9 protein-coding genes are annotated in these 13,173 nt (G+C 72.3%); 6 read left to right on the top strand and 3 right to left on the bottom strand.

All coding sequences use genetic code 11. The annotated features are described in order from the left end of the window. Positions 1 to 2: 2 nt before the first annotated feature. The 3 genes from AC07BF_RS07395 to AC07BF_RS07405 form a co-directional block, all read right to left on the bottom strand. A complete protein-coding gene (locus AC07BF_RS07395) occupies positions 3 to 545 on the bottom strand; it encodes a GtrA family protein (RefSeq protein ID WP_363581931.1) in 543 nt (180 codons plus the stop codon). Between the two features lie 91 nt (positions 546 to 636). Continuing rightward, entirely contained in the window at positions 637 to 3,033 is a 2,397-nt protein-coding gene (gene lon, locus AC07BF_RS07400; RefSeq protein ID WP_363581929.1) for an endopeptidase La, read from the bottom strand. 167 nt (positions 3,034 to 3,200) lie between these two features. Then, positions 3,201 to 3,998 carry a rhomboid-like protein gene (locus tag AC07BF_RS07405; protein WP_363581928.1) on the bottom strand — a complete coding sequence of 266 codons (798 nt, stop codon included), beginning with the start codon at positions 3,996 to 3,998 and terminating at the stop codon, positions 3,201 to 3,203. A gap of 565 nt (positions 3,999 to 4,563) precedes the next feature. On the opposite strand from AC07BF_RS07405, the gene AC07BF_RS07410 reads away from it, so the two are divergent. The 6 genes from AC07BF_RS07410 to AC07BF_RS07435 all read left to right on the top strand — a co-directional run bounded on the left by AC07BF_RS07410 (position 4,564) and on the right by AC07BF_RS07435 (position 13,050). After that, on the top strand, positions 4,564 to 5,301 hold the full coding sequence (locus AC07BF_RS07410; RefSeq protein ID WP_063351140.1) for a response regulator transcription factor: 738 nt from the start codon (positions 4,564 to 4,566) through the stop codon (positions 5,299 to 5,301). Between the two features lie 92 nt (positions 5,302 to 5,393). Next, positions 5,394 to 6,524 (top strand): sensor histidine kinase, encoded by a 1,131-nt coding sequence (locus AC07BF_RS07415; protein WP_063347842.1) that lies wholly within the window; start codon positions 5,394 to 5,396, stop codon positions 6,522 to 6,524. 282 nt (positions 6,525 to 6,806) lie between these two features. Continuing rightward, positions 6,807 to 10,577 carry a multifunctional oxoglutarate decarboxylase/oxoglutarate dehydrogenase thiamine pyrophosphate-binding subunit/dihydrolipoyllysine-residue succinyltransferase subunit gene (locus AC07BF_RS07420; RefSeq protein ID WP_363581926.1) on the top strand — a complete coding sequence of 1,257 codons (3,771 nt, stop codon included), beginning with the start codon at positions 6,807 to 6,809 and terminating at the stop codon, positions 10,575 to 10,577. 126 nt (positions 10,578 to 10,703) lie between these two features. Continuing rightward, on the top strand, positions 10,704 to 10,883 hold the full coding sequence (locus tag AC07BF_RS07425; RefSeq protein WP_063347844.1) for a DUF6104 family protein: 180 nt from the start codon (positions 10,704 to 10,706) through the stop codon (positions 10,881 to 10,883). Between the two features lie 225 nt (positions 10,884 to 11,108). Further along, the gene (locus tag AC07BF_RS07430; protein WP_363581924.1) at positions 11,109 to 12,017 is read left to right on the top strand and encodes a DUF4097 family beta strand repeat-containing protein; all 909 of its coding nucleotides are present in this window, start codon (positions 11,109 to 11,111) and stop codon (positions 12,015 to 12,017) included. Between the two features lies 1 nt (position 12,018). Next, positions 12,019 to 13,050: a PadR family transcriptional regulator gene (locus tag AC07BF_RS07435; protein ID WP_363619329.1), complete on the top strand. Its 1,032-nt coding sequence runs from the start codon at positions 12,019 to 12,021 to the stop codon at positions 13,048 to 13,050. Positions 13,051 to 13,173: the final 123 nt, after the last annotated feature.

Consider the following 13,173-nt stretch of genomic DNA (forward strand, 5'->3'; position numbering starts at 1 on the left):
CCTTATGGCGCATCCCGTGGCATCTCGGGTGCAGCGTAACCGGGTTCGTACCTAGGGTGCGCCCGTTCGGCGGGCCGGGTGAAGACCCACCGCTGCATCGCCCAGAAGCGGAACAGCATCGCGGCGAAGGTGCCGACGACCATCCCGCTGAGGAAGTCCGCGGTCTCCTGGGCGAACGGGCCGACGTACGGCTCGCGCAGGTCCAGGGCGTAGCGGGAGAGTGCCAGCGGCAGGTCGTTGACGGCGATCGCCATGGCGCTGACCAGGAAGAACAGCAGTGCCTCGCGCGGGTGCCCGGCCGTCCGGAAGGCCCAGCGACGGTTGAGCACGTAGGAGACGACGGTCGAGATCACGGTCGCGATCGTCAGCGCGACCACCGGCTTGCGCTCCAGCACGGTGAACTTCAGCTCGAAGTCGATCACCAGGGTGAGGGTGAAGCAGGCGCCGCCGACCAGCAGGAACTTCACCAGCCTGCGGTGCCGCACCAGGAACGGACGCAGCCGGGCCGGCACCCGGGCCAGGGCGCGCTGCGTGGGGGACGGCATCTCCGCAGTGTGGCACGCGCAGACGCCGTCCTCCCGTCGATCCTCCCGTCGATCCTCCCGTCGGTCCGCCCGTCGACCCGGCGCGGCCGGGTCAGGCCGCCGCGGCCAGGACCTTGGCCGGTTCCAGGGCCAGCTCCAGCACCTCCCGCACGTCCGCCACCGGGTGGACGGTGAGCCGCTCCAGCACCTCGGCCGGGACGTCGTCCAGGTCGGCCTCGTTGCGCTTGGGGATGATCACCGTGGTGACGCCGGCCCGGTCGGCGGCGAGCAGCTTCTGCTTCACCCCGCCGATCGGCAGCACCCGCCCGGTCAGCGACACCTCGCCGGTCATCGCCAGGTCGGTGCGCACCTTGCGGCCGGACAGCAGCGAGGCGAGCGCCGTGGTCATGGTGATGCCGGCGCTCGGCCCGTCCTTGGGGACGGCCCCGGCGGGGACGTGCAGGTGCACGCCGCGGTCGCGCAGCGAGGTGACCGGCAGCTCCAGTTCGGCGCCGCGCGAGCGCAGGTAGGAGAGCGCGATGTGCGCGGACTCCTTCATCACGTCGCCCAGTTGCCCGGTGAGGGTGAGTCCGGTGCCGCCGGTCTCGGCGTCGGCGAGCGAGGCCTCGATGTAGAGGACGTCGCCGCCGGCGCCGGTCACGGCGAGGCCGGTGGCCACGCCGGGGACGGCGGTGCGCCGCTCGGCCGGCGCCTGGGCGGCCTCCGGCACGTGGTGGGGCCGGCCGATCAGGGCGCGCAGCTCGTCCGGGCCGATCGCGGCGGGCAGTTCGCGCTCGCCGAGTTCGGCCTGGGCGGCGATCCTGCGCAGCACCCGGGCGATCGAGCGCTCCAGGTTCCGCACGCCGGCCTCCCGGGTGTACTCCCCGGCCAGTCGGCGCAGCGCCGCCTCGTCGACGCTGACCTGGTCGCCGCCCAGTCCGGCCTTCTCGCGCTGGCGCGGGAGCAGGTGGTCGCGGGCGATGACGACCTTCTCGTCCTCGGTGTAGCCGTCGAGGCGGACGAGCTCCATCCGGTCGAGCAGCGGCTCGGGGATGGCCTCCAGCACGTTGGCGGTGGCGAGGAAGACGACGTCCGAGAGGTCGAGCTCGACCTCCAGGTAGTGGTCCCGGAAGGTGTGGTTCTGCGCCGGGTCCAGCACCTCCAGCAGGGCGGCGGCCGGGTCGCCCCGGTAGTCGGAGCCGACCTTGTCGATCTCGTCGAGCAGGACGACCGGGTTCATCGAGCCGGCCTCCTTGATCGCCCGCACGAGCCGGCCGGGCTGCGCGCCGACGTAGGTGCGCCGGTGGCCGCGGATCTCGGCCTCGTCCCGGACGCCGCCGAGCGCGACCCGGACGAAGGTGCGGCCCATGGCGCGGGCCACCGACTCGCCGAGCGAGGTCTTGCCGACGCCGGGCGGGCCGACCAGCGCCAGCACCGCCCCTCCGCGCCGGCCGCCGACCAGCCCGAGCCCCTGGTCGGCCCGGCGCTTGCGCACCGCGAGGTACTCGACGATGCGGTCCTTCACGTCGGCCAGGCCGGCGTGGTCGGCGTCCAGCACGGCGCGGGCGCCGGCGATGTCGTACGCGTCCTCGGTGCGCTCGTTCCAGGGCAGCTCCAGGACGGTGTCCAGCCAGGTGCGGATCCAGGGGCCCTCGGGAGACTGCTCGGAGGCCCGCTCCAGCTTGTCGACCTCCTTGAGGGCCGCGTCGCGGACCTTCTCGGGCAGGTCGGCGGCCTCGACCCGGGCGCGGTAGTCGCCCTCCTCGTCGGCCGGGTCGCCGTTGAGCTCGGCCAGTTCCTTGCGGACGGCCTCCAGCTGGCGGCGGAGCAGGAACTCCTTCTGCTGCTTGGCCACGCCCTCCTCGACGTCCTTGCGGATGGTGTCGTTGACCTCCTCCTCGGCGAGGTGGTCGCGCAGCAGGGTCAGCGCGTACTCCAGGCGGGCGACCTGGTCGGCCTCCAGCAGCACCTTGAGCTTCTGCTCGGCGGTGGCGAAGGGCGCGTAGCCGATGTTGTCGGCGAGCTCGCCGACGCCCTCGATCTGGGCCACCCGGTCGACGATCTGCCAGGCGCCGCGCCTGCGCAGCCACTGGGTGGACAGCGCCTTGTACTCCTTGACCAGCTCGGCGGCCCGGCCGGCCACCGGGGTGTCCACCGAGGACTCCCGGAAGGGCGTGGTCTCCACCCAGAGGGCGGCGCCGGGGCCGGTGGTGCCGGCCCCGATGCGGACCCGGCGCACGGCGCGCACCAGCGCGGCCGGCTCCCCGTCGGCCAGTCGGCCGACCTGTTCGACGGTGGCCAGGGTGCCGACCGCCGCGTACGAGCCGTCCACCCGCGGGACCAGCAGGACCTGCGGCTTGCCGGTGCCGGTGGCCGCCGCGCGGGCGGCCTCGACCGCGGCGCGCACCTCGGTGTCCTTGAGGTCCAGCGGGACGACCATGCCCGGCAGGACGACCTCGTCGTCGAGCGGCAGCACGGGCAGGGTGAGCGGTGTGGACGTCGATGCCATGATCTCTCCCCAGTCAGTGAAGTTGAGTCGACCTGACTAAGGCCTGGCGCGCGCCGGATGTTCCCGGGGCGGCGTTCGCCGTGAGCGAACAGGAGCGGGTGTGGAGCGAGCAGGGGGAGGGCGAGGGAAGTGCCGTCAAAAGCGCCCGGGGGCGACACCCGGAAGGGTCAGCGCACGTCCAGGACCGGAGCGCCGCCCGGCGCGGGCGAGGAGCCCGCGGCCGGCGCCTCGACCCGGCGCGTCCGCGGCTTCGGCCGCGGCCGGCGGGCCTGGGCCCGGCGCAGCCAGCGCCACAGCGCCACCCCGGTGAGCACCGCGGCCGGGTGCCCCACGGCGGTGACCAGGTCCCGCTCGGTGAGGATCTGCTCGGCGATCAGCAGCCCGGCGCCGCCGAGCGCGACCAGCCGCCCGCGCCACGGCAGCAGCCCGGCCACCGCGCCCAGACAGGTGAGCACGCCGTAGCTGACGCCGATGTCCAGGTAGTCCAGTGCCCCGGCCTCCATCCGCCCGGTCTCCACCGCGGTGATCACCACGCCCTGGGACAGCAGCGTGGCCGTGACGTGCCCGATCGCGAAGACCGCCGCCGCCCGGGCGGGGCCGATCCGGCGCTCCAGCGGCGCGAGGGTGACGGCGAATCCCCACAGGTACGGCATCCACACCTCGCCGGCCACCCAGAAGCCGCTGAGCACCAGCGCGCGCAGGGGGTGCTGCAGGAGGTTGTGGCCGTCGGAACTGGAGGCCTCCTGCAGCCGCTGCACGAGTTCCGGATCGGCGAGTTTGGCAAAGGTCGTGGTGGCGCCCACCACGGCGAGATAGCCGAGGGTGAAGGGGTTTCGCCGGGGTGTCGGCACCCGCGCCAGCAGCCACTCGACGACGCCGGTGCGCAGACCGTGCCGGAGCATCCCGTACGGCGGGCCGGCGGGCGGCGCCCCGACCCGTCCGGCACCTCGCCGCAGTCCAGCCATGCCGCCCTCCGCTCCACGCCGGCAGCCACCGGCCCCTCACCCAGGTGCCCAACGTACCGGCGCGCGCCGCGGATCCCGCCCTGCGGGGGCGTTGTCGTGGCCACGTTACGTCGAGGTTCTGAGAGGCATCTGAGAAAAGCCGGTGAAGACCGTCAGGAAACCGGTCGACCGGATTCCTGATATTGGTCCAGACCTTCTTTCGGCGAGCGCGCCGACAGGGGCTCTGACCGGCGACTTGGCGTCAACTCGACTGCATACGTACCGTTACGCAGAGAAAAATCGCCGGGTAAGGTATCGGCCCGTGCCCACTCGTGCAGTGGGCTCCGAGGGCGGCCCGACAGCCGGCCCACGGGCCGGAAACGTCCGGTCCACCTGCCGGGAGGCATCCGCTGTCCGTACGCTGCGAAGTGCGCGGGAGAAGTGGGCGGGCGACAATCCGCCCGCCGACCCGCACGCACGACGGGACGGCGGACCCGGCACAGTCCACGACGGAACAAGACTACGAGCGGAGTCCCGCCATCCCCACAGGTGGCCGGCCCGCAGCCCTGGGGGCGGTGGCGTGACCGTGACAGAACTTCAGCAGGACAACAACCACAGCGGCGGCACGGTGAGCAGCCAACGCAGAGTGCTGGTGGTGGAGGACGAGCCGACGATCGCGGAGTCGATCGCGGCCCGGCTGGGCGCGGAGGGCTTCAAGGTCGCCGTGGCCCACGACGGGCCGGGCGCGGTCGACGGCTTCCACACCTGGCAGCCGGACCTGGTGGTCCTCGACATCATGCTGCCCGGCTTCGACGGCCTTGAGGTGTGCCGCCGGATCCAGGCGCAGCGCCCGGTGCCGGTGCTGATGCTGACCGCGCGCGACGACGAGACGGACCTGCTGGTCGGCCTCGGCGTGGGCGCCGACGACTACATGACCAAACCGTTCTCGATGCGCGAACTGGCCGCCCGGGTCAACGTGCTGCTGCGCCGCGTCGAGCGCGCCCAGCAGGCGGCCCGCACGCCCGCGCTCGGCTCGCTGCGCTTCGGCGAGCTGGAGATCGACCACGTGCAGCGCCGGGTCCGGCTCGCCTCGGGCGACGTCCACCTGACGCCCACCGAGTTCGACCTGCTCGCCTGCCTGGCCGCGCAGCCGCGCGCCGTGCTGACCCGCGAGCAGCTGCTGGCCGAGGTCTGGGACTGGACGGACGCGTCCGGCACCCGCACCGTGGACAGCCACGTCAAGGCGCTGCGCCGCAAGATCGGCGCGAGCTGGATCCGTACCGTCCACGGCGTCGGGTACGCGCTGGAGGCCCCGCTCTCCTAGCGGCGAGCCTCGGGCGACGGGCCTCCGGGGGGCCCGTGTCCCGAACTGCCGCGCACCACGCGGGGGACGTACGCGGGGATCACAGGGGACCAATGACCTTTCCACAGCAACGCAACGGGGACACCGGCGGCACGCGGTCGCAGACGCTGGCCGCCCGCGCCGCCCGCCGGGTCTGGGCCGACATCCGGCCGCTCGACCCGGTCCGCTCGATCAAGGGCAAGCTCGCCCTGCTGGTGATCGTCTCCGTCTTCCTGGCCACCGGCATGGTGGTCGTGGCGATCCGGTCCGAGACCCAGATCCGGATCATCATGGTCTTCTCCATGATCGCCTCGCTGCTCTTCATGCAGTTCCTCGCGCACGGGCTGACCGCCCCCCTGCGCGAGATGACGGCCGCCGCCCGCGCGATGGCCTCCGGCGACTACAGCCGCCGGGTCGAGGTGAACTCGCGCGACGAGATCGGCGAACTGGCGACCACCTTCAACCAGATGGCCGCCGATCTGGGGGCCGCCGACCGGCACCGCCGCGAGCTGGTCGCCAACGTCTCGCACGAGCTGCGCACGCCCATCGCCGCGCTGCGCGCCGTGCTGGAGAACGTGGTGGACGGCGTCGTCCAGCCCAATCCGGCGACCCTGGGGGCCGCCCTGGAGCAGACCGAGCGGCTCGGCCGCCTGGTCACCCACCTGCTGGACCTCTCCAAGATCGACGACGGCGTTGTCGACCTGGACGCCCGCCCCTTCGAGGTGCGCGAGTTCCTGGACGGCGTGCTGCGCGGGGTCACCGTGGACGGCGCGACGGCCGGCGGGGCGTTCTCCCGGCGCGGCGACGTCCGGCTGGCGCTGGAGGTCAGCCCGACCGGCCTGACCGGCGTGGCGGACCCGGAACGGCTCCACCAGGTGGTCGCCAACCTGGTCGACAACGCCTGCAAGCACTCCCCGCCCGGCGGGACCGTGACGGTGCGCGCGCGGCCCGACGGCGGGCCCGGCGGCCTGCTGCTGGAGGTCGAGGACGAGGGCCCGGGCATCCCGCCGGCCGACCGCGGCCGGGTGTTCGAGCGGTTCAGCCGCAGCGGCACCGCGACCGCCCAGGGGCCCGGCTCGGACGGCGGCACCGGCCTCGGCCTGGCCATCGCCCGCTGGGCGGTGGACCTGCACGGCGGTCGGATCGCGGTCGCCGAGTCGCCGCGCGGCTGCCGGATCGAGGTCCGGCTGCCGGGGCAGCGCTGAGGGTCGGATGTGTCACAGAAGCGACACAGACGTACACGAAGATCATTGGATGATCCGCATGGGGCTTTGTCCGGTTTTGCCCGGATATGCCCTATGGGTGGAGGCGATCGCTTCCCCTCAGATACGGCTTTCTAACGCACATTTTCAGCCAAACTGCAGGTCAGGACTGTGATCTGGGCGACGCCTGGGGCCCGGGGACTGCGCGATCACTGGTCAGGGGCGTAGCCTTAATCCCCGCTGTCCAAACATCCCAAAAGGAAGCGGAAGAGGGCGGTTGCCGCCGTGTCGCCACAGTCCCCTGAAACCCCCAATAGCTCGGCTAGCTCCACTGGCTTCGGTCCCAATGAGTGGCTCGTCGATGAGATCTACCAGCAGTACCTCCAGGACCCGAACTCGGTCGACCGAGCCTGGTGGGACTTTTTCGCCGACTACAAGCCCGGTACCGAGGTGACCCCAGTGACCCAGGCCGCGACCCAGGCCGGCCCCACGCCGACCCCTGCCGCTGCCCCCGCGCCCGCTGCTGCTGCTCCGGCCGCGACCGCCCCCGCCGCACCGGCCGCCCCGGCCGCTCCGGCGCCGGCCCCCGCGCCGCTCGCCGCAGCTCCCGTCGCGCCCCCGGCCCCGGCCCCCAAGGCCGCCGCCCCGACCGCTCCGGCCGCTCCGGCCGCCGCCGCGGCGGACGCGCCCGCCGGCCCCGAGCTGATCCAGCTGCGCGGCCCGGCCAAGGCCGTCGCCACCAACATGGACGCCTCGCTGGAGGTGCCGACCGCGACCTCGGTCCGCGCGGTACCCGCGAAGCTGTTGATCGACAACCGCATCGTCATCAACAACCACCTGCAGCGCGCCCGCGGCGGCAAGGTCTCCTTCACCCACCTGATCGGCTACGCCCTGGTCCAGGCCATCAAGGCCGCCCCGGGCATGAACTACAGCTACAAGGTGGAGAACGGCAAGGCCTTCCTGGTCAAGCCCGAGCACGTCAACCTCGGCCTGGCCATCGACCTGGTCAAGCCGAACGGCGACCGCCAGCTCGTCGTCGCGGCCATCAAGAAGGCCGAGACCCTCGACTTCTTCGGCTTCTGGCAGGCCTACGAGGACATCGTCCGCCGGGCCCGCGCCAACAAGCTGACCATGGACGACTTCACCGGCGTCACGGTCTCGCTGACCAACCCCGGCGGCATCGGCACCGTGCACTCCGTGCCGCGCCTGATGCAGAACCAGGGCACCATCGTCGGCGTCGGCGCCATGGAGTACCCGGCCGAGTTCCAGGGCTCCGCCCCGGAGACCCTGTCCCGCCTGGGCGTCTCCAAGATCATGACGCTGACCTCGACCTACGACCACCGCGTCATCCAGGGCGCGGCGTCCGGCGAGTTCCTGCGCGAGATCCACCGCCTCCTCCTCGGCGAGAAGGGCTTCTACGACGAGATCTTCGAGTCGCTGCGGATCCCGTACGAGCCGGTCCGCTGGGCCACCGACGTCGCCACCACCCACGACGACGAGGTCAACAAGACCGCCCGCGTCATGGAGCTGATCCACGCGTACCGCGTGCGCGGCCACCTGATGGCCGACACGGACCCGCTGGAGTACAAGCAGCGCAAGCACCCCGACCTGGACGTCACCACCCACGGCCTCACCCTGTGGGACCTGGAGCGCGAGTTCGCGGTCGGCGGTTTCGGCGGCCAGAAGATGATGAAGCTCCGCGACATCCTCGGCCTGCTGCGCAACACGTACTGCCGCACCGTCGGCGTCGAGTACATGCACATCCAGGACCCGAAGCAGCGCAAGTGGCTGCAGGAGCGCCTGGAGAAGCCCTACTCCAAGCCCGAGCGCGAGGAGCAGCTGCGCATCCTGCGCCGGCTGAACTCGGCCGAGGCCTTCGAGACCTTCCTGCAGACCAAGTACGTCGGGCAGAAGCGCTTCTCGCTGGAGGGCGGCGAGTCGCTCATCCCGCTGCTGGACGCCACCATCGACGCCGCCGCCGAGCACCGCCTCGACGAGGCCGTCATCGGCATGGCCCACCGCGGCCGCCTGAACGTGCTGGCCAACATCGTCGGCAAGCCGTACGGCAAGATCTTCGGCGAGTTCGAGGGCAACCTCGACCCGAAGTCGATGCACGGCTCCGGCGACGTGAAGTACCACCTCGGTTCCGAGGGCACCTTCACCGGCCTGGACGGCGAGACCATCAAGGTCTCGCTCGCCGCGAACCCCTCCCACCTGGAGACGGTCGACCCGGTCGTCGAGGGCATCGCCCGCGCCAAGCAGGACATCCTGGACCAGGGCGGCACCACCTTCCCGGTGCTGCCGATCCAGATCCACGGCGACGCGGCCTTCGCCGGCCAGGGCGTCGTCGCGGAGACCCTGAACATGTCGCAGCTGCGCGGCTACCGCACCGGCGGCACGATCCACCTGGTGGTCAACAACCAGGTCGGCTTCACCGCCGCCCCGGCGTCCTCGCGCTCCTCGATGTACTGCACCGACGTGGCCCGGATGATCGAGGCCCCGATCTTCCACGTCAACGGCGACGACCCGGAGGCCGTGGTCCGCGTCGCGCGGCTCGCCTTCGAGTTCCGCCAGACGTTCCACAAGGACGTCGTGATCGACCTCATCTGCTACCGCCGCCGCGGTCACAACGAGGCCGACAACCCGTCGTTCACCCAGCCGCTGATGTACGACCTGATCGACAAGAAGCGCTCGGTGCGCAAGTTGTACACCGAGGGCCTGATCGGTCGCGGCGACATCACCATGGAAGAGGCGGAGCAGGCGCTCCAGGACTTCCAGGGCCAGCTGGAGAAGGTCTTCGCCGAGGTCCGCGACGCCGCCCAGACCCCGGCCCCGGCCACCGCCGGCAAGCCGGTCGCCGACTTCCCGGTCAACATCCAGACCGGCATCTCCCAGGAGATGGTCAAGCGGATCGCCGCCTCGCAGGTCAACCTGCCGGACTGGCTGACCGTCCACCCGCGCCTGCTGCCGCAGCTCCAGCGCCGCGCCGCCTCCGTCGAGGACAACACCATCGACTGGGCGACGGGCGAGACCCTCGCCATCGGCTCGCTGCTCATGGAGGGCCACCCGGTCCGCCTGGCCGGCCAGGACAGCCGCCGCGGCACCTTCGGCCAGCGGCACGCCGTCCTGATCGACCGCAACACCGGCGAGGACTACACCCCGCTGCAGTACCTCACCGAGGACCAGGCCCGCTACACCGTCTACGACAGCCTGCTGTCGGAGTACGCGGCGATGGGCTTCGAGTACGGCTACTCGCTGACCCGCCCGAACTCGCTGGTCATGTGGGAGGCGCAGTTCGGCGACTTCGTCAACGGCGCGCAGACCGTGGTGGACGAGTACATCGCCTCCGCCGAGCAGAAGTGGGGCCAGCACTCGGGCGTCACCCTGCTGCTGCCGCACGGCTACGAGGGCCAGGGCCCGGACCACTCGTCCGCCCGCCCGGAGCGCTTCCTGCAGCTGTGCGCGCAGAACAACATGACGGTCGCCATGCCGACCCTGCCGTCGAACTACTTCCACCTGCTGCGCTGGCAGGCGCACAACCCGCACCACAAGCCGCTGGTCGTCTTCACCCCGAAGTCGATGCTGCGTCTCAAGGCCGCGGCGAGTGCGACCGAGGAGTTCCTGTCCGGCTCCTTCCGCCCGGTCATCGGTGACAACACCGTCGACCCGGCGCAGGTGCGCAAGGTCGTCATCACCGCCGGCAAGTTCTACTACGACCTGGCGGCGGCCCGCACCGAGCGCGGCGTCACCGACACCGCGATCGTCCGGGTCGAGCGGCTCTACCCGCTGCCGGTGGCCGAGCTCCAGGAGGAGCTCGCCCGCTACGGCGACGACGTCCAGTTCGTCTGGGCGCAGGAGGAGCCGGACAACCAGGGCGCCTGGCCGTTCATCGCGATGAACCTGGTCGACCACCTCCAGGTCGTCGTCGGCCGCAGCGCCAACGGCTCGCGGCTGCGCCGCGTCGCCCGCACGACGGCCTCGTCCCCGGCGGTCGGCTCGGCCAAGCGGCACGCCGCCGAGCAGCAGGCGCTGATCGAAGAGGTCTACTCGCTCTGAGGCCCTGACGCCCCGAGGCGCTGGAGCACCGACGCCCGCGGCCCCCGTCCTCCCCTGGGAGACGGGGGCCGCGGGCGTCCCCGACTATCCTGACCAGGTCAATCCCCATCGGACCGGAGTGAACCCGTGTACTTCACCGACCGCGGCATCGAGGAGCTGCAGAACCGGCGCGGCGACGAGGAGGTCACCTTCGAGTGGCTGGCCGAGCGACTGCGCGAGTTCGTCGACCTCAACCCGGACTTCGAGATCCCCGTCGAGCGGCTGGCCACCTGGCTGGCCCGGCTCGACGACGAGGACGACGAGTGACCGGTGCGGTGCCGTCGCACTGAACCGCTGATGAGGGGCCCGGGAGGCGATCGCCTGCCGGGCCCCTCACGTATCCGCGCCCGCCCGTAGGGGGCGCCTCGGGGGCGGCTCCGGGACGGCTCAGGGATGGGATCCGGGACGGCGCGCTTGACTTGCGCGTCACGCGATATATCGTCTTTGGAAGAGAACGCGATACATCGCGATCGGCAACGGGAGGCGGCAGAGATGAGCCAGTGGACGGTCGAGGGACCCGAGAGGATCACCATCGACGAGGCGGTCCGGGCGCTGCACGTGCGGATCATCGAGGGCACGGTGAACGTGGTGGCGGCCGAGGGCCCGGCCCGCCTGGAGGTCACCGAGCTCCAGGGCGAGCCGCTGCACGTGACCCTGGTGGACGGCGTCCTGACGGTCACCTACAAGGACATCAACAGCTGGGGCGAGTTCGGCGACCGGCTCAAGTCGGTCGACGCGGTCAAGGGCTTCTTCAGCTCCTTCAAGCGCAAGCGCGTCGCCGGCGTCACCCTGACCGTTCCGGCCGACGCCGAGGTCAAGGTCGGCACCGTCTCGGCCGACGCCACCGTCTCCGGGATCACCGGCCACGTCTCGGTGCAGAGCGCCAGCGGCGACGCCACCCTGGTCGGCCTGACCGGCCGCACCGAGGCCAACACCGTCACCGGCGACGTCGACGCCCAGTCGGTGGCCGGCCAGCTCAAGGTCAACACCGTCTCCGGCCAGCTCACCGTCGTCGCCGGCACCGCCGACCGGGTCCAGGCCAACGCCGTCACCGGCGCCGTCACCCTGGACCTCGACGTCGCCAACCCGGCCGACGTCAAGGTCACCACCGTCAGCGGCCCGGTCGTCATCCGGATCCCGTCGCTGGCCGACGCCAAGGTCGAGGCCGGTTCCACCAGCGGCGACATCTCCAGCACCTTCGACGGCCTCAAGCTCAGCGGCAGCTGGGGCGCCAAGCGCCTGTCCGGCCAGCTCGGCGACGGCCGGGGCAGCCTCGCCGTGACCACCGTCTCCGGCGGCGTCACCGTGCTGCGCCGCCCCGACCCCGAGGACGAGGCGCCGGTGGTCGTCAAGGAGCTCCCGGCCGGACTCGGCAAGCCCGACCTCACCAAGGAGGCGTGAGATGACGCCCGTGTTCGGCCACGGCCGGCTCCGGCTCTACCTGCTGAAGCTGCTCGACGAGGCCCCGCGGCACGGCTACGAGGTGATCCGCCTGCTGGAGGAGCGCTTCCAGGGCCTGTACGCGCCCTCCGCCGGGACGGTCTACCCCCGGCTCGCCAAGCTGGAGCAGGAGGGCCTGGTCACCCACAGCACCGAGGGCGGCCGCAAGGTCTACCGGCTGACCGACGCCGGGCGCGCCGAACTGGAAGCCCGACAGGGCGAGTTGGACGACCTGGAAGTGGAGATCCACGACTCCGTGGCGCAGTTGGCCGGGGCGATCCGCGAGGACGTCCGGGACAGCGCCAAGGACCTGCGCGAGGAACTGTGGCAGGCCGCCCGGCAGGCCCCCCGGCCGGACCGCGCCGAGGGCGGGGACCCGTGGTCCGGACCGTGGGGCGACAACGAGTCCTGGCAGCGCGCCAAGGAGGAGTTCGCCCAGTTCAAGCGGCAGGCCAAGGACCAGGCCAAGCGCGCCCGGGAGCAGGAGAAGGCCGCCAAGGCCAAGGCGAAGGCCGCCGAGGAGGAGGCCCGCAGGCTGCGCGAGCAGGCCAAGGCCTCGCGGACGGCCGCTCAGCAGGAGGCGCTGCGGATCAAGCGCCGGGTCGAGCAGCAGGTGCGCGAGCACGCCGCGAAGGGCGACTGGCCGACCGGCCTGGCCGAGGGCCTGGCCGAGCTGACCAAGGGCCTGTCCGGGCTGGCCGACGCGGCCCGCTGGGGCCAGTCGGCCGACGGGCCGGCCGAGGAGGTCACCGTCACCCGGATCGACCTGGACAAGGACGAGCCGACCACGCCGACCGCCCCGGCCGACCTGCCGCCGTGGGCGCGGACCGACCCGGCCGGCGACCCGGCCCGCGAACTGGAGCGGCTGCTCGACCGCTTCCGCGACCAGGTCCGCGACGCGGCCCGGGACGGCGGCGTGAGCAGCGACAAGCTGGCCGAGGCCCGCTCGGTGCTGGGCTCGGCCGGCGAGCGGCTGAAGCGCCTGCTCGGCTGACCGGCAGGCCGCCGGACCACCACCGGCCCGGGGGGGGGGGAGGGGGGGGGGGGGGGGGGGGGGGGGGGGGGGGGGGGGGGGGGGGGGGGGGGGGGGGGGGGGGGGGGAGGGGGACGACGGATT

Source organism: Kitasatospora sp. NPDC043950, from assembly GCF_056435345.1.